At 64.7% G+C, this 18,682-nt stretch carries 17 protein-coding genes; 14 read left to right on the top strand and 3 right to left on the bottom strand.

Annotated features, from left to right (window positions below; genetic code table 11):
* The first annotated feature begins 2 nt into the window (after nt 1-2).
* The 4 genes from ACQCSU_RS12650 to ACQCSU_RS12635 are packed head-to-tail and all read left to right on the top strand — an operon-like array spanning nt 3 to nt 4,838.
* Nucleotides 3-1,631, top strand: coding sequence for an FGGY family carbohydrate kinase (locus ACQCSU_RS12650; RefSeq protein ID WP_426975663.1), 1,629 nt, complete (start codon nt 3-5; stop codon nt 1,629-1,631).
* A complete protein-coding gene (locus ACQCSU_RS12645) occupies nt 1,628-3,118 on the top strand; it encodes an FGGY-family carbohydrate kinase (RefSeq protein WP_426975662.1) in 1,491 nt (496 codons plus the stop codon). The genes ACQCSU_RS12650 and ACQCSU_RS12645 overlap by 4 nt, the downstream gene beginning before the upstream one ends.
* Nucleotides 3,115-3,771 carry a histidine phosphatase family protein gene (locus ACQCSU_RS12640; RefSeq protein WP_426975661.1) on the top strand — a complete coding sequence of 219 codons (657 nt, stop codon included), beginning with the start codon at nt 3,115-3,117 and terminating at the stop codon, nt 3,769-3,771. The genes ACQCSU_RS12645 and ACQCSU_RS12640 overlap by 4 nt, the downstream gene beginning before the upstream one ends.
* 20 nt (nt 3,772-3,791) lie before the next feature.
* The gene (locus ACQCSU_RS12635; RefSeq protein WP_426975660.1) at nt 3,792-4,838 is read left to right on the top strand and encodes a 2-hydroxyacid dehydrogenase; all 1,047 of its coding nucleotides are present in this window, start codon (nt 3,792-3,794) and stop codon (nt 4,836-4,838) included.
* A gap of 23 nt (nt 4,839-4,861) precedes the next feature.
* Here ACQCSU_RS12635 and ACQCSU_RS12630 read toward each other — a convergent pair whose 3' ends face one another.
* Complete coding sequence (locus ACQCSU_RS12630) at nt 4,862-5,863, bottom strand: LacI family DNA-binding transcriptional regulator (RefSeq protein WP_426975659.1); 1,002 nt, start codon at nt 5,861-5,863, stop codon at nt 4,862-4,864.
* A gap of 139 nt (nt 5,864-6,002) precedes the next feature.
* On the opposite strand from ACQCSU_RS12630, the gene ACQCSU_RS12625 reads away from it, so the two are divergent.
* Together ACQCSU_RS12625 and ACQCSU_RS12620 are read left to right on the top strand one after the other, a co-directional pair.
* Nucleotides 6,003-7,454, top strand: a complete 1,452-nt coding sequence (locus tag ACQCSU_RS12625; RefSeq protein WP_426975658.1) for a purine-cytosine permease family protein — start codon at nt 6,003-6,005, stop codon at nt 7,452-7,454.
* Nucleotides 7,455-7,585: 131 nt separating this feature from the next.
* Nucleotides 7,586-8,197: a nitrilase-related carbon-nitrogen hydrolase gene (locus ACQCSU_RS12620; RefSeq protein ID WP_426975657.1), complete on the top strand. Its 612-nt coding sequence runs from the start codon at nt 7,586-7,588 to the stop codon at nt 8,195-8,197.
* Between the two features lie 152 nt (nt 8,198-8,349).
* Here the strand turns inward: ACQCSU_RS12620 and ACQCSU_RS12615 are convergent, their stop codons facing one another.
* Nucleotides 8,350-8,769, bottom strand: a complete 420-nt coding sequence (locus ACQCSU_RS12615) for a VOC family protein (RefSeq protein ID WP_426975656.1) — start codon at nt 8,767-8,769, stop codon at nt 8,350-8,352.
* A 259-nt stretch (nt 8,770-9,028) separates the two neighbouring features.
* Between ACQCSU_RS12615 and ACQCSU_RS12610 the strand changes: the two genes are divergently transcribed.
* From ACQCSU_RS12610 to ACQCSU_RS12575, 8 genes are all read left to right on the top strand, one after another.
* Nucleotides 9,029-9,172, top strand: a complete 144-nt coding sequence (locus ACQCSU_RS12610; protein ID WP_426975655.1) for a hypothetical protein — start codon at nt 9,029-9,031, stop codon at nt 9,170-9,172.
* A gap of 494 nt (nt 9,173-9,666) precedes the next feature.
* On the top strand, nt 9,667-11,007 hold the full coding sequence (locus ACQCSU_RS12605) for an MFS transporter (RefSeq protein ID WP_426975654.1): 1,341 nt from the start codon (nt 9,667-9,669) through the stop codon (nt 11,005-11,007).
* A 70-nt stretch (nt 11,008-11,077) separates the two neighbouring features.
* Nucleotides 11,078-11,761, top strand: coding sequence for a GntR family transcriptional regulator (locus ACQCSU_RS12600; RefSeq protein WP_426975653.1), 684 nt, complete (start codon nt 11,078-11,080; stop codon nt 11,759-11,761).
* Nucleotides 11,758-12,576 carry an aspartate/glutamate racemase family protein gene (locus tag ACQCSU_RS12595; protein WP_426975652.1) on the top strand — a complete coding sequence of 273 codons (819 nt, stop codon included), beginning with the start codon at nt 11,758-11,760 and terminating at the stop codon, nt 12,574-12,576. The genes ACQCSU_RS12600 and ACQCSU_RS12595 overlap by 4 nt, the downstream gene beginning before the upstream one ends.
* Nucleotides 12,577-12,586: 10 nt before the next feature.
* Nucleotides 12,587-14,029, top strand: coding sequence for an amidohydrolase family protein (locus ACQCSU_RS12590; protein WP_426975651.1), 1,443 nt, complete (start codon nt 12,587-12,589; stop codon nt 14,027-14,029).
* 7 nt (nt 14,030-14,036) lie between these two features.
* On the top strand, nt 14,037-14,771 hold the full coding sequence (locus tag ACQCSU_RS12585; RefSeq protein ID WP_426975650.1) for a maleate cis-trans isomerase family protein: 735 nt from the start codon (nt 14,037-14,039) through the stop codon (nt 14,769-14,771).
* A 168-nt stretch (nt 14,772-14,939) separates the two neighbouring features.
* Nucleotides 14,940-15,581 carry a class I SAM-dependent methyltransferase gene (locus ACQCSU_RS12580; protein WP_426975649.1) on the top strand — a complete coding sequence of 214 codons (642 nt, stop codon included), beginning with the start codon at nt 14,940-14,942 and terminating at the stop codon, nt 15,579-15,581.
* A gap of 342 nt (nt 15,582-15,923) precedes the next feature.
* Complete coding sequence (locus ACQCSU_RS12575; RefSeq protein WP_426975648.1) at nt 15,924-16,637, top strand: relaxase/mobilization nuclease domain-containing protein; 714 nt, start codon at nt 15,924-15,926, stop codon at nt 16,635-16,637.
* Between the two features lie 95 nt (nt 16,638-16,732).
* Here ACQCSU_RS12575 and ACQCSU_RS12570 read toward each other — a convergent pair whose 3' ends face one another.
* Nucleotides 16,733-18,607 carry a helix-turn-helix domain-containing protein gene (locus ACQCSU_RS12570; protein WP_426975647.1) on the bottom strand — a complete coding sequence of 625 codons (1,875 nt, stop codon included), beginning with the start codon at nt 18,605-18,607 and terminating at the stop codon, nt 16,733-16,735.
* Nucleotides 18,608-18,682: the final 75 nt, after the last annotated feature.

Below are 18,682 nucleotides of genomic sequence, written 5' to 3'. Positions count from 1 at the left end.
ACATGGCGGTCATCTGCGTTGATGCCGGCACCACGATGATCAAAGCAGTCGGGTACGACGAGGACGGGATCGAGGTCGCGGTCGTCCGCCAGGCCACAGCCTTGGCCCGCCCGCAGCCGGGCTGGGCGGAGCAGGACATGCAATCGGTCTGGGACGCCGTGGTCTTCACCGTCCGCGGCGTCGCCGCCCGGCTCCAATCCGAGGTCGACTATCTGGCCATCACCGCCCAGGGCGACGGCGCGTGGCTCGTCGCCTCCGACGGGGCGCCCACGGGTCCGGCCATCCTGTGGAACGACGGCCGCGGCGTGGACATCCTCTCCGCCTGGACTCACGCCGGGGTCCTTGAACGGGCCTTCCCCATCAACGGTTCGCTGACATCCTCGGGAATGCCCAACGTCATCCTCAGCTGGCTGCGGCAAAACGATCCGGACCGGCTCGACCGCTCGCACGCGTCCCTGACCTGCGGAGGATGGATCTTCGCCCAAATGACCGGCGAATTCGCGATCGACGAGTCCGACGCGGCCGCCCCCTTCATGGACATCCACACACGCCAGTACTCCCCGGAGCTGCTGCGCCTCTACGACATGGAATGGGCACAGGCGTTGCTGCCGCCCATCCGCGACGACCACCACCGAGCGGCGGAGCTCACCGCTCACGCCGGGGCACTTCTCGGCCTTCCGGCCGGGCTGCCGGTCGTGATGTCCTCATACGACATAGCCTCCACCGCTATCGGCGTCGGCGCCGTCACTCCCGGCCAGGCCTGCTGCATCCTGGGCACAACACTGTGCACCGAGATCATCACCGACCAGGTCCGGATCAGCGACCCTGCCGCCGGCCTGAACATTGCCCCGGGACTGCCGGGACTGATCCTGCGCTCCTTCCCCACACTCGCCGGCGGCGAGGTCATCCAATGGGCCTGTGAATTGCTGGGAATCGCGGACCCGGACGCGCTCACGGAATTAGCCTCCACGTGCGGTCCCGGCGCGGGGGGGCTGATGTTCCTGCCGTATTTCTCCCCCGCGGGCGAGCGGGCGCCATTCCTGGATCCGCTGGCGCGGGGGACGTTCCTGGGGATGTCCTTCGAACACCGGCGCGAACACATCGCCAAGGCTGTCCTGGAAGGACTCACCCTGGTCATCCGGGACTGCCTCACCGCCTCCGGAGACTCCCCCACGGAACTGCGGGTATGCGGCGGAGGAGCAGCCAGCACGCTGTGGCTGCAGATGATCGCCGACGTCACCGGCATCCCGGTGCTGAGGTCCACGGACACCGAGGTGGGAGCCAAAGGTGCATTCCTGATCGGACTCGTCGCCACCGGCCGCGCCGGCAGCGTGCAGGAAGCAGCCCCCAAGTATATACGGATCCGGGACACTTTCACACCGGAACCGTCCCGGGCGGCCTTCTACAGCGAACTCTACGAAGACTTCCTGGCCCTGCGGCACGTGACCAGGCAGGCCTGGCCCCGGCTGGCCATGATGCGGCAGCGCTCCACGGAAAACAACAGGCCGGACACGGTACCGTCTCACAACCCCGCGCCCCCGGGCGACTCCCCCGGGGCCCCACCGCCCCCCGTCGCCGCGCCGCGAACCATCCAGCCGCGAACCAGTCACGGGCCAGAGAGAAGCATATGAAAGACCAACCAAACGCCATCGACGACGTGTGGGTCGGAATCGATCTGGGGACCCAAAGCGTCCGCGTCCTTGCCGTCACCGGATCCGGTACGGTGCTCGGTTCCGGCAGCCGCCCGCTCACCAGCCACCGGGACGGCGCCCGCCACGAGCAGAACCCGGAACAATGGTGGGAGGCGGTCGCCGGCGCCTCCTCTGAGGCGCTTCGGGACGCACCCGCATCGGCGGTACGGGGCGTTGCCGTCGACGCGACTTCCGGCACCATCCTGCTCATGGACCGGGACGGCCGGCCACTGACGCCGGGGCTCATGTACGACGACGGACGCGCCGCAGCGGAGGCCGCCCGCGTCAACAATGCCGGGGCCGACGTCTGGGGCGAACTGGGCTACCAGCGGATGCAGCCGGCGTGGGCCCTGCCGAAGCTACTCTGGCTGCTGCGCGAGCATCAGGACAAAGTCCCCGGCGCCCGGCTGGCCCATCAGAACGACTTCATCAACCGCCAGCTCACTGGCCATGACGTCCCCACCGACCTGAGCAATGCCCTCAAAACAGGGGCACACCTCATTCAGGAAAAGTGGCCCGAGGAACTCATGGAGAACCTCGGTGTCCCCCTGACGATCCTCCCGGACCTCGTCCGCATGGGCACCCGGATCGGGTCCGTCAGCAGCGCGGCTGCCGCGGCCACCGGCATCCCCGCAGGCACCCCGGTCATCGCCGGTGCCACCGACGGCTGCGCCGCGCAGCTCGGCGCCGGGGCACTGAAAGTCGGCAGCTGGAACTCCGTACTCGGCACAACACTGGTACTCAAAGGCGTCACCCGGGACCTGATCCAGGACCCCCTGGGCGTCGTCTATTCACATAAGGCCCCCAACGGCGACTGGCTCCCCGGGGGCGCCTCCAGCACCGGAGCCGGCGCCATCAGCCGGGACTTCTCCGGCCAGGACCTGGCCCAGCTTGAGCCTCAGGCCAGAACCTATGAACCCGCCGGCGTCCTCGCCTACCCGCTCGTGTCCCGCGGTGAACGCTTCCCTTTCCTCGCCCCCGGAGCGGAAGGATTCATCCTCGGGACCCCCGCCACCGACGGCGAACGGTACGCCGCAGTCCTGCAGGGCATCGCCTACATCGAACGGCTCTGCTTCGACTACCTCGACCTCCTGGGCGCGCCCCTGCACGGCGAGCTGATCCTCACGGGCGGAGCCACCAAAAGCGAGTACTGGTGCCAGCTGCGCGCCGACATTCTGGGCCGTCCCGTGACATTGCCGCAGAACGCGGAGCCGGCGCTGGGCATGGCCGTCCTCGCGGCCTCCCCGGGGCGGCAGACCGCCGACGTGGCCGCGGAGATGGTGCGGATGCGCCGGACCATCGATCCCCGTGACGGATCCACCGGCACGTACGACGCCTCCTACCTGAACCTGGTCGGGGAGCTCGAACAACGCGGCTGGCTCCCGGAAGCCGTAGCCGCACACGCACGTGAAAGGACAAACGCATGACCGATCTCATCCTCGTCCGGCACGGCGAGACCGTCTGGCACGCCGAAAACCGGTACGCCGGCCGCAGCGACGTCGACCTGACGCCCCGCGGTCTGGAACAGGCCTCCCGACTCGCCCGTTGGGCGGAAACCGCGGGACTGACAGGTATCTGGGCCTCGGACCTCAGCCGGGCCCGCCGGACCGCCGAATGCTGTGCCGAGGCCACAGGCCACGAACTTAAGATCGACCCGCGGCTGCGCGAGCTCGACTTCGGCGACGGAGAGGGCATGACCGGTGCCGAGATGGAAGCCAAATTCCCCGAGGCCCGCAAAGCCTTTCAAACCGACCCGGCCGCGTCCCCGCTGCCCGGCGGCGAAGACCCTTTCAAGGCCGCTGAACGGTTCGTGCAGTGTCTGTACGACATAGCGGAGGAACAGCCGGACGGCCGCGTCCTGGTCGTCGCCCACACCACGGCCATCCGGCTCACTCTCTGCCGGCTCCTGGGTATCCCCCTCGGCGAATACCGGCGGGTTTTCCCCTCCCTCGGCAACTGCGCCCTGACCACGATCCGTCTTCAGGGCCAACAGGCCGGCCTCCTCGAATACAACGCAGCCGCCGGGCCTCTGACTGAACCATCCGCAGCCAGACCGCCTGCTGCGTCCCCGGCATCCTGACCAGAACCTAGGAGTTCCACATGACAACCCGCATCCTCGCCGCAGGAGACCACTTCGTCCTGAACCGCCTCCTCATCGACGCCGTAGAACGCGAAGTGCCGGACGGCGTCGAATTCACCGAAATGACGCTTCCGTGGCCGCTGACCCCGTTTGGCCCGGTCGCCGAAGTGGACGAAGCCTCCGGAACCGAAGAACAGCTGATCGAGTCGCTCCGCGGCGTCGAAATCTGCATCACGCAGATGGCGCCGCTGACCGAAAAGGTCCTCCAGGCCTGCCCGGACCTGAAACTGTTCTGCATCAGCCGCGGCGGACCGGTCAACGCAAATCTGGAAGCAGCCACCCGCCACGGGGTTGCCGTCACCTCCGCACCCGGACGCAACGCCGCCGCCACCGCCGAACACACCCTGGGCATGATGCTGGCAGCCATCCGCCGCATCCCCCAGACCAACGCCGATCTGTCCGCCGGAACCTGGCGGGGCGACTACTACACGTACGACAACGTCGGTCCCGAGCTGGAGGGCAGCACAATCGGCCTCGTGGGCTACGGCGCCATCGGCAGCCGCGTAGCGCGCATGCTCAAAGGTTTCGGCGCTGAGGTCCTGGTCCACGACCCCTACGTCACCGCCGACCTCCTGGCAGGTAACGCCGAAAAGGTGGGTCTGGACGAACTGCTCTCCCGCAGCCTGGTGGTAAGCCTGCACGCCCGCGTTACCCCGGAGACCACCAAAATGATCGGCGCCGCACAGATCGCCGCCATGCCGGCAGGATCCATCATCATCAACTGTGCCCGCGGGGCACTGCTGGACTACGACGCCCTGTGCGATGCCCTCGACTCGGGCCACCTGTTCGGGGCCGCATTCGACGTATTTCCCGAAGAGCCGATCCCCGCAGGCTCGCGCCTCCTCACCACCCGCAACATCGTCATGACCCCCCACCTGGCCGGCGCCAGTAAACAAACGGCTGCCAAAGCCGCAACGATCGTCGCCGGAGACGTCGGACGGTACCTCCGCGGGGAACCCCTGGCCCACTGCGCCAACCCCGACGCCCTCCGCCCAGCCAACAGATAACAGCGCCCCAAAAGTGTTCGTCGTCAGATGGGCCGTGTGGAAGCTCTGACGTTGAGCATTGTGGGGTGCTCCTTGTCCCAGGGGCCGGTACCTGGCTCCTGGATCAGGCGCATGAGCATGTCCGCACAGCGCCGTCCCATCTCGCGCGGGGAAAGCTCTATTGATGTAATTTGCGGGCTGGCCATTTGCATAACCGAGCTGTCGACGCAGGATGCGACCAGGAGATCTTCGCCGGGGGTCAGGCCGCATTCCGCCGCCGCTGTCAGGACCCCGATCGCCGAGCCGTCCGGTGCACAGACTATTGCGTCCGGGCGCGGATCGACACGCAGCAGCTTCAGGGATTTTTCCCGCGTGTCGGCAGCGGTCGCGTTGAAGGCCAGATCGGCCGCATTGGGCTGGACCCCGTGTCTTGTGCACCACTCCAGGTAGCCGCGGTGGAGGGAGCGGCCCCAGTCACTGGATTTTCCCGGCCCGAGGAAAGCCGGACGCCTGCTGCCCCTAAGGTAAAGGTGGTCCAGCAGCTCCAGCATGCTGGAACGGTGGTCCGACCAGACTGTTCCGCCATTTCTGCCGACCGCCTGGCGCCCGTGTTCGCCTGTCACAAGAGGGATATTCCGGGATTCAAGGTCCCCGATAATGGGGTCCCCGTCGATGAGATCCACGGCGACGATTCCGTCCGTAATCTTTGCCGTAAGCGCGGACGAATGAGCCGACGAGGACGTCAGGACGACGGCGACGTCATCCTCATTGGCTCTGTCCACCACTCCAAAGGTGAAGTCCATGTAATACGCGAGGCCGGTCACCTTTTCGGGGAGGTGCAGGCCGATCGCTCCGGTCCGGCTGCGGCGGAGATTCCGTGCCGCCTGGTTCGGGGCATATCCGAGTTGCGTGGCCACCGCCCGGACATGTTCCCTCGTCGCTCCGGACACCCGGCCCGTGCTGCCAAGTGCGGCTGAAACGGTGGTGCGGGAAACCTTCGCCTCCCGGGCGATGTCGAGGATGGTCACGGCCGGACGCGATTGCATACTTGGGACTTTAGCAGTCAGAACCGGCCCGAACAGGCACCTTGGCCGCAGGGTAATTTTGGCCAAAACTATTGCGGAATCGTTCCCGCACCGCCATGATTGCGGAATCGTTCCCGCAGATTTCTGAAGAGGTTCTTCCATGGCAATCAAAACTTCCCCGCAGTCAGTGGCGACTGCTCTAACTCAGCCGGGCTCCAAGATCGAGACCCGCTCCATAGACTTCGTGACGCATTCCGAGCGCTTCGGCAAGGTCCGCGACCTCGGACCCATCTGGTTTGTGAGCAGTGTCAACCTCGTAGGCATAGCCACCGGGGTGGCAACGTTGTCCATCGGAGCGTCGCTGTTCTGGACAATCATGGCTACCGTGCTGGGCTCGCTCTTCGGTACTTTCTTTATGGCCCTTCATTCCGCTCAGGGACCTCAGCTCGGGTTGCCGCAGCTGGTGCAGTCCCGCCCGCAGTTCGGATACCTGGGCTCGGCCGTAACGGTGCTGATCTTCGCGTTCATCAACTACGTCGCGTACAACACGTCGGACGCACTTCTTTCCGGCGGCGCCGCCCAGCAGATAACCGGCATCAACGCGACGGCGGGGTATCTCATAGCAACAGCGGTCGCCGCCGTGATGGCGATCTACGGCTACAAGGCGATCCACCGCATCAACAAGTGGCTGACCTGGCCCATGGTCGCCGTTCTAGTGGTATTCACCGGCATAGCTTTGGGTTCGAATGCACTCCCTGTGGAGGTCTTGGCGCCGGGCAACTTCGAGCTGGCCCCGTTCATGACCGTCTTCGTGATCGTGGCCGGATTCCAGCTGGGCTGGGCACCCTACGTTTCCGACTACTCGCGCTACTTGCCGGCGACCGTCGGCGTCAAAGCCACCTTCTGGTGGACCTACGCGCCAAGCGTGATCTCTTCAGTTTGGGTTTTCGTTCTTGGCGCCGTCGTGGCTGCCGTTTCTCCGGGTTCTGACCCTGTCAGCGCCTTCATCGCCCTGGGTGACAGGCTCTTCCCCGGGTTCGGCGTCATAGGCGTTTCGGTTCTGTTCCTTGGCGTCCTGTCGATCATGGTCATCAACCAGTACGGCGGAAGCCTCGCGTTGATCTCGATCGTTGACTCATTCACACGTATCCGGCCGACCCGGGCCATCCGTGTGCTCTCGATTCTGGTCATGGGCACCATCGTCTTCGTCATCAGCCAGTTCGTCGGGATCGACAATTTCAACGCGTTCTTCAGCAACGTCCTGATCTTCCTCGCATACCTGTTCACTCCCTGGACCGCCATCAATCTCATCGATTACTTTTTCGTCCGGAAGGGCCGCTACGTCGTCTCCGAAATCTTCAATCCCGACGGCATTTACGGCCGCTGGGGCTGGCGGGGCATAAGTTCCTACCTCATCGCTCTGCTGGCGATGGTCCCTTTCATGGTCACGGCACCGTTTACAGGATTCATCGCCGCCGCCGCCGGCGCCGTCGACTACTCCGTCTTTGTCGGCCTGCCGGTCGCGGCCGTCGCCTACCTCCTCCTGCACCGGACATCGGATCTGAGCAAGGAATTTGAGATGAGCGAGGCCGAGGGCCACATGCGTCACTGAGTCCAACCACCGTCAGCCGCGCCTCCGACCACGACCCACAAAGGACACACGATGGAACTCTTCACCGCCCAGCCCCTCCAGTCCACCGCAAGGGTTGACGCCCCCAGCCGGACCCCCTGCGCGTAGCCGCGGTGCAGGCGCGCTGGCAGCCCGATCCTGCTGACCACGAAGCCACGTTCCTGGACGGCATCCGCACCGCAGCCAAAGCCGCAGCACGGATCGTCTTCCTTCAAGAGCTCACGCTCTCGCGGTACTTGGCCGACGAACGTCCGGCGAACGAACCCAACGCCCTCGCGGAACAGCTTCCCGGCGGACCCACTCACGTCTTCGCCGCGAAGGCAGCCGCCGAAACCCGTGTCACCGTCCACGCCTCGGTCTTCGAGAAAGCTGACGGAGCCGATGGCCCGGATGGGCTGGGCTACAACACAGCGATCCTGGTGGCCCCGGACGGAACACTCCTGGCCAGAACCCGAAAGCTCCACATACCCAAAACAGCCGGATACTACGAGGACCACTACTTCCGTCCAGGGCCGGCCGCAGCCAATCCCTACCCCGTCATCGACTACAACGACCCCCTCATCTCCGATCCGTACGGCCGTGTCCTCGTCTCGGCCCCACGGGATCGTGATGCCGTCCTCATCGCCGACCTTGACCTTGACCAGCGCCGCGACTGGCTCGACCGCCTCCCCCTCCTGGCAACCCGCCGCCCCGACAGCTACGCAGCACTCACCCAATCCGACTGAACAAAACGCCACCGCCGACGGCGGATTGCCCACTTCCACGCTTGTCCGTGACGGCGATGCTTGAAGAAGCCGCGGCGGGGCAACATCAACTTTGACTCTGGCCACGACATCAAAATGTCCGACGAGCTCACCGCTCTATGAGCTCGGGCAACTCAGCCGAAAGCCACCTTGCCGTCCTCATCGATACGCCAGCCAGGATTGTGCGCAATTTCCCAAACAATGCCGTTCGGATCGACAACGTGACCGTGGAAGATGCCGCCGAACGCACCAGCCTGTGCTGGCTTCAGTACGGTGGCGCCGGCTGACGCAAGTTTCTCGATGGTGACGGTCACTTCGGCCGCGCTAGCGACATTGTGCGAGAGGGTGACGCCGCTCACACCAGAAGTTCGGTGTTGGTTATTCAGGTCTTCGTCGAACTTCTTCGCCTCGAACAACCCAAGCACCAGTCCGGGCGCGACTTGGAAGAATATGATTTCGCCGGGAACATCTGCCAGCCGATCCCAGCCGAGCGCGTCCTTGTAGAACGCGCGGGCGCGGTCGAGATTTTCGGTCGCGAACGTGATGAAGTGCAATTGTTGTTCCAGGGTTGAATGCTAGTCGCGGTAGACACACTCAAATTCAGTGTGTCGGACGCGTCGTACGCCGGTCCCCCACCGCGACACCCGGCAGTGTCTTTGGCGGATCACTGGCGCAGGTGGGAGCTGGTCACCATCGCGCTGCGCTGGGCCAGTGAGCTTGCGACTGGCAGCCGCGCCGGGACGGGATGCCCGCAGACCCCGGCGCCGTGAGCTGGGAGACCATCCGTGAAGACGCGGGTGTCGAATCACTTTCATGAGCAAGGCGGAGAAACAGAACCTGCGGTACACCGACTACTACTGCTTCATGTCGCTGGCGGAATTCACCGCATGGCAACAGGAAGACGGCGAAAACGAACCGCACGTTACGTATCAGACCGGCACGAGTAGATCGAGCTGACCGGCGGATGACCATCGAACGCTGCTTACGGAGACTCCAGAGCCGTTGGACGCGCATCGCCTTGGCGGCGACCAGCGTCTGCATGGTGCCCCTGGATTGGCGCGGCTTGGCGGCACGTACCGATGTTGCGGCACGTCCGCGCGCTCGAAGCTATGGGCTTGGTGGCCGCCGTGGCTGGTATGACGTGAGGCTACCCGGCCTCCAGGCTCCCCAGCCTGATATGGACGGACACAATCGGTAATTTTCAGGTCTCTCGCGGCTTCGGCAAACAGAACCCTTGACAGTGGCACACGTCACTTCTATTCTAAATCTTGGGATCCCAAAACGGGATCCCAAATGAATCGACTCCCCGGACCATAATCCCTCGCCCAGTTCCATGGGCTGGGTCACCTTCCGGATCAGGAACAGGGCGCCCCCACAACTCGGCCTCCCTTCCTGCGAACGACCAGATTCTCTCCCCCGCCCGCAATCTTCCTCCCCTTGAAGGAGAAGCTGTGTCTCTCCAAAATACCGAAACTGAAGTAACGCCCGCTGAAGGTAAGACAGGCAAGGGCGGCGTGCAACGGCGCACCAACGTCCGCTGGAAACTGTTCCTTCTCCTGCTGGTTCTCGTCTCCGTCAACTACATCGACCGGGGCTCCATCTCGGTTGCCCTCCCCATCATTCAGAAGGAATTCAACCTCCCACCAGAGATGGTGGGCCTGCTGCTCTCAGCGTTCTTCTGGACCTACGCCCTCATGCAGATCCCCGTCGGCTGGTTGATCGACAAATTCGGCCCCCGCAAAGTGGTCACCGCATCGTGCATCGGCTGGGGGGCTGCGACTGCCGCTTCCGGCCTGGCTGGCGGCTTCCTCAGCATGTTCATCGCCCGCCTGGGCATCGGCGTCACGGAGGCCGGAGTCATGCCGGCCGGCGGCAAGCTCAACGCCATCTGGATGCACAAGAAGGAACGTGGCCGCGGCGCCACCATCCTCGACGCCGGCGCCCCGCTGGGTGCAGGCCTTGGCGGTATCCTCATCACCTGGCTCATCGCATCCACCGGCAGCTGGCGCTACTCGTTCATCATCGCCGGCGCAGCCACGGTCCTCATGGGCCTGGCCGTCTGGTGGTACGTCCGGGACAACCCGCGTCAGCACCGGGCCGTCAATGACGCCGAAGCAGACTACATCGAGTCCTCGCATGCCGAAGAGGACGCCGAGGCCGAGCTGGGTGGCAGCAAGGGCAAGCGTGCGCTCCTCCCCTACCTGAAGTTCCGCTCCTTCTGGGCCATGTGCTTCGGCTGGCTGGGCTTCAACGGCGTGTTCTACGGCCTCCTCACCTGGGGCCCGCTCTACCTGGCGCAGGCCAAGGGCTTCGACCTGAAGACCATCGGCTGGTCCACATTTGTGATCTTCGGCGCCGGCTTCGTCGGTGAAATCCTGGGCGGCACCATCGCCGACAAATGGCGCAACAGCGGAGCCTCGGCCAACCGCGTTATGCGCACTCTCCTTGGCATTTCCAGTGTTGTGGTCATCGGAGGGCTCATCGGAGTCACCGTTGTGGCCGACTCCACCACCGCCGTCGTCCTGCTCTCCGTGGTGATGTTCTTCCTGCGCTGGGTGGGCCTGTTCTGGAGCATCCCGTCCATCCTGGGCGGCCGGACAAACGCCGGCGTGCTGGGTGGCGCCATGAATTTCAGCGGCAATATCTCCGGCTTCGTCACTCCGATTGTGGTAGGTCTGATTGTGGGCGCCACCGGCTCCTACACCTGGGCACTGCTGTACTTCGTGGGATCCGCCATCATCATGGGAGCCTCGGTACTTGTGCTGGACTACAACAAACGGCTGCCGGTCTAACCGCAGCCACGCAGTACCTGCTCCCGGCGCCGGGAGCGCAATGCCATCCAAGAAACCAGAATGGAGCACCATGCTTGCCGCAGAAGAAACCCAGGACAAAGAACGCCCCCTCCGTGAGGCTGTCCGGGATGCGCTCCGCACCAGGATTTTTGAAGGGCACTACGCTCCCGGCACCCGGCTGGTGGAACGCGACCTCGCTGCCGAGTTCAACGTTTCCCGCCTCCCCATCCGGGAAGCACTGCGGATGCTGCGCCAGGAAGGCCTCATCAGTGATCGGGCTTCCCGCGGCGCAGAGGTCAGCAGCCTCAGCCCGAAGGACGTCGAGGATCTGTTCGATGTCCGGCAGTCGCTCGAGGTTCTTGCCTGCCGGCTCGCCGCTGTGCGCGCCACACCCCGGGACCTGGAACAGCTTGACGGCCTGCTGGATGAGGCCACTCGCTGCCTCGCCAAAGGCGCCATCATGGAGGCTCACCGCGCCAACAGCGAATTCCACGACTCAATCACCCGGATCGCGGACAACGGCTTCCTCAAGTCCGCGCTGGAACCCCTGCAGGGCCGCATGCACTGGCTTTTCCGCCACGTCAGCGACCTGCCGGAGCTCATCCAGGAACACCGCGAACTCTACGCAGCGATCGCCAGCGGCGACCCCGAGCGCGCCGCCGGCCAATCGGCGTCGCACATCGGCAAATACCGTGAGCAGTTCCCGGAGGACTTCCAGAAAACCGAACCCACCCTCCATCGGAAGAAAAAATGAAACTGCTTGTCATCAATCCCAACATCAGCGAGGACGTCACCGCACTGATCGAATCGGAGGCCCTGAGGTCCGCTGCCCCTGGCACCGAACTGGTGGTCCGCACCGCAGGCCACGGCGTTGAGTACATTGAAACCCGCTTCGAATCCCTGATCGCCGCCGGTGCCGTTGCGGAAATCATCGCGGAATACAGCGGCAGCCCGGCCTCCGGGCGGGTGGACGGTGTGGTGGTCGCCGCGTTCGGTGATCCCGGCATGCCCGCGCTGAAGGAACTCTCCGACGTCCCTGTCATCGGCATCACGGAGGCTGCCCTGTGCGCAGCGGCTCTCCTGGGTCACCGCTTCTCCATCATCGCCATCTCGGACCGGATCCGGCCCTGGTATCAGGATTGCGTGGACCGCTTCGGCCTCGGCGGCCGGCTGGCTTCCATCCGTTCCATCAACGAAAGCCTCAACGGCATCGGTGCCGTGCAACAGGATTTCAAAGAAACGCTGCTGGCACTCAGCCGGCAGGCCGTCGCAGAGGATGGGGCCGACGTCGTGATCCTGGCAGGTGCGCCGCTCGCCGGCCTGGCCCGCGAGCTTCAGGGCCAGATCCCCGTGCCTGTGGTGGACGGCATCTCGGCCGGTATCCGCATGGCGGAGGCTGTCGTCGGGCTGCAGTCCGGCCAGCACCGGGCCGGCTCGTTTGCCGCGCCGCCCGCCAAGACCCGCAAGGGCCTATCCGAAAACCTCGACGCCGCCCTCACCGCCGCGCAGTCTGGCCAGTCAGCGCAGAAGGCACCTGCCCAGCAGCGCACCGCTGCTTCATCACTTTAGGAGGACAACGATGTCCAGCAAACCAGATCTCGTTATTGCCAACGGAATCATCGTCAACAGCTTCGGCCGCCAGCACGCCCATGTAGTGGTGCGGGACGGCCGGATCGAACAACTGATCGAGGCCACGGAACCGGCCCCTGATGCTGCACGTACCATCGACGCAAACGGCCGCCTGGTGATCCCCGGCGGCGTGGACGGGCACTGCCACGTGGCGCAGGTGACCGGGCGGTTCCGGACACTCGATGACTACCGGACCACGTCCACTGCCGCCCTCTGGGGTGGCACCACCACGATTATCGACTTCGGTATCCCCCGTGACGCCCAGGAAACTCCGCTGGCGGCAGTGCTCCATAAGAAGGAACTGGCCCGGGACTCCCGCTGCGATGTGGCATTGCACGGCTCGGTGGTCAGCTGGGATGAAACTGTGCCCTGGCAGCTGGAGCAGCTGGCAGCCGAGGGTGTCCGTTCGGTAAAGATGTACACCACCAACCGCGGCACCACCATGGCAGACGGGGACACAATCCTTAGAGTCATGCGTGAAATGGTGCGCCTGGACGGACTGACCTACATCCATGCCGAACACGACCCCATCATTTCGGACTGCACCCAGCAGCACGCCGACGACGGCCGGATCGGGATTGAGCACCTGCACCAGACCCGGCCGGAGCTGGCCGAGGAAATCTCCGTCAAGGAAACTCTGGCCATGGCCGAGTACACCAAGGCGCCGGTTTATTTTGTCCACCAGTCGACACCGGGTGCGGTTGATCTGGTCGCCGAAGCCCGCAGCCGCGGCCAGGAAGCCTACTCCGAGACGTGCCCGCACTACCTCACGCTGGACGACTCCGTCTACGGCAGCGCGTTTCCCGAGTGGTACGCGTGCTGCCCGCCGATGCGCAGCGCCGAAACCGTGGCCGCGCTCAAGGACCGGCTGGCCGCCGGTGCCATCCACACCATCGCCTCGGACCACTCGTGCTACGACCTCTCCCAAAAGCGCGAGCGCACGGACGACATCCGTGCCATGCCCCACGGCCTGCCCGGGGTGGAAACCCGGATGCCTGTCACGTTCACGGCCATGATGGATTCGGCCAGCGGCGGAGAGGGCCGGGTGGAGGACTTCGTGGAGGTTTTCGCCGCCGGACCCGCCAGGATCAACGCCGTCCCCGGCAAAGGAACCATCGCCGCCGGCTTCGACGCCGACCTCGTCATCTTCGATCCCGCCGAGGAACGCACGGTCGACGGCGGCGCTCTCCACATGGGTACTGACTTCTCGCCTTTCGAAGGGAAGACGCTGAGCGGTTGGCCCGCCGTCGTCGTCTCCGCAGGCCGTGTGGTGCTGGACGACGCCGGTTTCCATGACCCCGGGGCTGCTGGCCGCTTTGTGGCCCGAAACGGTTTCCGAGAGCATCAGGCCGCCACCGCAGACAGCACACCCGCCGTACCGGCGACCCTCTAGGAGCGACATGCCATCCGCCACACGCAAGACCCGCATCGGCATGATCGTGCCGTCCTCCAACACCTGCCTCGAACCTCAAAGCTACCGAATCCTGGGCGACCGCGACGACGTCACGATCCACTTCACCCGGATCCCGGTCACAAGGATTGCCCTGGACGATTCGTCCGACAAACAATTCGATTCGAGTGTGATGCGGTCTGCCGCAGAGCTGCTGGCAACCGCAGACGTGGACGTCATCGCCTGGAACGGCACCTCGGGCTCATGGCTCGGAGCGGATCACGACCGCTCACTCGTCAGCGAAATTCGTGACGCCACAGGCATCCCAGCCACCACATCCACGCTTGCGTACATGGAGGCGTTCAAGTCGTTCGGCACCGAACGGATCGGCCTGTTCACCCCCTACACCGAGGACGTGAACCAAGCCATCGTGGCGTCCTACGAACGAGACGGCATCAAGACGGTGGATCACCGGTTCCTGGGGCTGAGCGACAACGAGTCGTTCGCCCGGGTCACGGATGACGAGATGCGGCCGGGATCGCTGGAGCTTGCAGTGTCGAAACCGGACGCACTGGTCTACCTATGCACCAACCTCTACGGTGCCAACGTCGCGGCGGAAATCGAGGCCGGCACGGGAGTCCCCGTGCTGGACTCGGTAGCCGTCACCCTGTGGCATTGCCTCAAACTTGCCGGTTCCCCCTTGCTGGCACCAAGGTGGGGCAGGCTGCTGGCCGACGCCTTCTAATTCCGTGCCGTTGACTGCCGGGGTGCTCGCCTTCGCCGGCGTCGTCCTCTCTGTCGCTTGCGCCGTGCTGACGTCCGCCTCCACAATCGTGGTGGCCCTCAACGCCCGGCTGCTGCGACGGCTGAAGCCGCAACCCCGCCGAGGCCCGCTGACCGGAAGGGCGCCGCCATGCCAGACTCCAACCCCCGTTATCCATCATTCGGGCCACACTTCGCCCGTGTGGGCCCGCGCATGGACGCCCGCGGGGCAGCGGCGCACCGCCGGCGTCTCGTGGAAGTGGCGCACGGTGCCGTCGTCGAAATCGGGGCGGGTTACGGGGCTACGTTCGCGTTCTACACTTCCGCGGTGACGAGCGTGCTAGCGCTCGAGCCCGACCCAACGCTCCGGGAGCTGGCGCTGGCCGCCGCAACCAGGGCCCCGGTGCCCATCACCGTGCAAAACGGCGTGGCGGAATCGTTGCCGGCGGCGGATGCCTCGATCGACGTCGTCGTCTCCAGCCTGGTGCTCTGCAGCGTGGCGGACCAGTCCACCGTCCTGGCGGAGACGATCCGGGTACTCCGACCCGGCGGCCTGCTGCTGTTCTATGAACACGTCCGCTCGGCGCACCGTGTGCTTGCGGCGGCCGAAGACCTGGTCACGCCGCTGTGGAGCCGGATGGCAGGCGGATGCCACCCGAACCGCGACACCGCCGCCACGATCGCCGGGGCCGGCCTCACCATGCGGGATCTGGAGCGCTTCGGCTTTTCAGCCCTCCCCGGCAACCCGCGGGTGGCCCACATTCTCGGGGCGGCGGCCAAACCCTGGGCATAAGGCTGCCGAGGCATCGGAGGAGATCCGCGAGCACGTGCAGAGCCGTTACGGCATCGAAGCGGCATCCCCTAGGCCGTCCGCTGATCTCCCTTGCCGGTCCGGGGCGTGCGAACGAACACGAAGAGCCGCACCTTGTTTCCGGCGATTCCGCGCTCTTGGCGGGGCACGACGCCAACCAACTGAATTGCGGCGCAGGCCTCGATATTGCCAACCCCCTGGACCGGGCCAAGCAGTTTTCGACACGGAAGTAGAAAGCGGCCACGTCTTCCACTGCTCCCTGAGCCTGGCCGAAGAAAAAGGCCAGCTCACCGAGAGCAATGGGGAGCAATCGCCAACGACTTCATGAAGGACATGGACTTCACCGAGGACGGCGGAAAGGCCCCGTCCCGGCGGGTTGCCGTGCGCCACGGACTGAGCAAGAACGGCAACATCCACATCCACATCGCGGCCAGCATGGTCCGCGATGACGGCACCAAATGGAACAGCTGGAAGATCAAATACAAGTCCCAGCAGGTCGCCCGGACACTGGAGAAAAAGTACGGCCTCAACCAGCTTGGAGATCTCCGTGCCGGGCGTGGATTCACCCCGGCAGAACAGTCCAAGGCCATCCGGCAGGGGCTTCCGGAGGTAGAGCGCCACAGCCTCGCGCGGAAGGTCCGCATGTGCGCGGCAGCAACCGTTGATGAAGCAGAGTTCGTCCTCCCGCGCACGCCAGGAGGGAGTGCTCATACGCCCCCGCTACGCGGCCGGCAGCGGCGGAGCGGCGGTGTGGAGCGTCGTGACGGGCCTCATCGGGCATCCTCCGATGCGGTGTTGTTGGACGGGGTGTTCAGGGCGGGGTTGCCGATCGCTGCCCAGGCGCCGGTTCCCTGGGTCAGCGAGGTGGCTTCGTTAGCTTTGACGTGTGGATTCAGGCCAAGGTCAGCCTTACTCTCGCCAGCCTACAACAGTCGATGGTCAGTGAGTTGGACCAGCCAAGTACGAGGCACAAACAGTGCTAGGCGTCAGATCTGGCCGCGCAGCCGTCGCATTGTGCGGCGGGGCGGCCAAGATTAAGCGATCCTGCTGTAAGCGAGACATTCCCGTAGCCGGCCCTGCCACTGGTAATTCCTTAAGAATTCGCCAGCAGCAAGAGCTCTCGATCCATCGCTTCAGGCGTCTGCCCCTGACCGGGAAGCCTCATCGACATTTCTATCCCATTCCGCCTTATGCCTGCTTGCAGGGGCGACCTGCGTTATCGAATTCATCAAACCGTTCAAACGCAACGCGAGTTGAACGTCGAGGCTGAGGGATGGTTCCTTCCACCCGGGCCCGATGAGCGCGGTGATTCGTTCGAGCCGCTGGTAGAGCGTGTTCGCGTGGATATGCAGGGCCGCACACGTGCGGGCGTGGTGTTGCGACAGTTCCAGATAAGTAGACAGCGTCGTAGCCAGGTTTCGCCCATAATCATGGTCGTGGCTGATCAGCGGACCAACTGTCTGTCTGACGAAGACAGCGAGCTGGTTGCGACCTGCCTGGCTGAACACCGAGCGATAGATGCCGAGCTCTGATACCTCTGCGATGTCGTGCGAACGTCCAAGTGCGTTGAGCATTGTCGTGGTCTGCTGCGCTGCCTCGTGGGCTGACCGCACAGCACGAACGCCACTCATGCTCGGCGCAATGCCTATCGCCCCGGGATAGTTCCCGTCCGCGAGGCGTTGCACGCACTGCTTCACCGCCTCCACCGGTGCCCCGGGCAAGAGAATAACGATTTGCTCGGCGTGCTGTCCCGACCAGCCGTGGAATTCCTGCGCCAGAAGGAAGGCCAGGCGGCGCGCCTCCTCCGCGTCACCGGTTCCGGGGTCGGCAGACACCACCACAACCGCTGACACTTCGTCGATATCGATGCCCACGGATGCCCCGTGTCGGGCCACGCTTTCTTCATCCGCCTGGCTCCAGAGCAATGTGTTGATGAACTCGCTGCGAGTGCGAAGTTCGACTTCGGCAAGCGAACGCTCGGAGGCAACCATGATGGCGACGGCGGTCGAGCCGATTGAGAGCAGCCGAACGGACTCTTCGTCGAGCGGTACTTGGCTTTCCGCAACAAGGCAACCGCCATATCCGGCCGACAGCAGGACAGGGACTGCGACCCGGGAGGTTGCTTTTGAGCTGGCTCTGAGCGGAACGGCGGACGTTGAATTGGAGAAGAGAGATGAAAACTCGGGATTCTCGGCATTTTCGAACCTCACTGGCACCCCGGCGGCCTGTTCAACCTCGTGGAGTATGTCCGTGAGCCGGCCGCCGCTGATCACGATCCCGGTGAGTCTCTCCCGCAGCTCGAATGCGCGCTGGCGCGTGTCATCAGTTTTCTTCAGGGCCGCAATGGCGCCGCGCAGGGCTTCGGCGGAGCGTTGTTGCTGCTCGAACAGCGTGGCATTGCGGATTGCCACAGATGCATGCGCGGCGAGAGCAGCCAGGAGCTCGATCTCACGTTCCGTGAATTTACGGGGGCTGCGGTTAGCGGCTAGCAACACCCCTAGGGCCTCGTTGCCGACAATCAAGGGCACTCCGAGAATGCCACCGAGATGTTCACTGGATGCGGCATCGTCTACATGTCGAACGTGGTCGATCATGCTGTCCTTCAGGTAATCCTCCGTCCACAGCGGCTTCCCGGCGCGCAAGACTTCGCCGCCCAGTCCTTGGCCGGGACCGATTTCAATGCCCCCCAGCACAGAACCCATTGAGCCGTCCGAGACCTCGACGCGCAGGCTGTCCCTCTCATGACGAAGCATGAGGTAGGCAACGTCGGTGGCGAGGAGGCGCCGGGTTTGCATGGCGACCTCCTGGAGCACGTCACGTGGTTCGCGCAGGGAGGCAAGCCTGCGGGCAAGGGAATTGAGCACGGTGAGTTCATCGGCGTGCTGCCGGCGCTCCGAGAGCCGCTTCATGATTGCCAATACCTTCCCGGTTTGGCGCTCAATCTCCTCATGCATGGACTCCGGGGATTCGTCCAAGAGCCGCTTCCGGTAGCTCTCTGCCTCGGACATCTGTCCATCACCGGCAAGGAGGTCGAGCCAGCCCCCTAAGTTCGGAGGATGGCTCGACCTCTTCAGTCCAGCGGA

Source organism: Pseudarthrobacter sp. O4 (assembly GCF_050157025.1).
Classification (GTDB): domain Bacteria; phylum Actinomycetota; class Actinomycetes; order Actinomycetales; family Micrococcaceae; genus Arthrobacter.
This window is presented reverse-complemented; position numbering and strand designations above follow the sequence as displayed.

Coding starts and splice junctions, on each gene's coding strand:
- ACQCSU_RS12580 (WP_426975649.1), top strand. CDS start 14,940: ATGCCAGACTCCAACCCCCGTTATCCATCATTCGGGCCACACTTCGCC.
- ACQCSU_RS12590 (WP_426975651.1), top strand. CDS start 12,587: ATGTCCAGCAAACCAGATCTCGTTATTGCCAACGGAATCATCGTCAAC.
- ACQCSU_RS12630 (WP_426975659.1), bottom strand. CDS start 5,863: ATGCAATCGCGTCCGGCCGTGACCATCCTCGACATCGCCCGGGAGGCG.
- ACQCSU_RS12650 (WP_426975663.1), top strand. CDS start 3: ATGGCGGTCATCTGCGTTGATGCCGGCACCACGATGATCAAAGCAGTC.
- ACQCSU_RS12610 (WP_426975655.1), top strand. CDS start 9,029: ATGAGCAAGGCGGAGAAACAGAACCTGCGGTACACCGACTACTACTGC.
- ACQCSU_RS12600 (WP_426975653.1), top strand. CDS start 11,078: ATGCTTGCCGCAGAAGAAACCCAGGACAAAGAACGCCCCCTCCGTGAG.
- ACQCSU_RS12575 (WP_426975648.1), top strand. CDS start 15,924: ATGAAGGACATGGACTTCACCGAGGACGGCGGAAAGGCCCCGTCCCGG.
- ACQCSU_RS12595 (WP_426975652.1), top strand. CDS start 11,758: ATGAAACTGCTTGTCATCAATCCCAACATCAGCGAGGACGTCACCGCA.
- ACQCSU_RS12640 (WP_426975661.1), top strand. CDS start 3,115: ATGACCGATCTCATCCTCGTCCGGCACGGCGAGACCGTCTGGCACGCC.
- ACQCSU_RS12625 (WP_426975658.1), top strand. CDS start 6,003: ATGGCAATCAAAACTTCCCCGCAGTCAGTGGCGACTGCTCTAACTCAG.
- ACQCSU_RS12635 (WP_426975660.1), top strand. CDS start 3,792: ATGACAACCCGCATCCTCGCCGCAGGAGACCACTTCGTCCTGAACCGC.
- ACQCSU_RS12570 (WP_426975647.1), bottom strand. CDS start 18,607: ATGTCCGAGGCAGAGAGCTACCGGAAGCGGCTCTTGGACGAATCCCCG.
- ACQCSU_RS12585 (WP_426975650.1), top strand. CDS start 14,037: ATGCCATCCGCCACACGCAAGACCCGCATCGGCATGATCGTGCCGTCC.
- ACQCSU_RS12645 (WP_426975662.1), top strand. CDS start 1,628: ATGAAAGACCAACCAAACGCCATCGACGACGTGTGGGTCGGAATCGAT.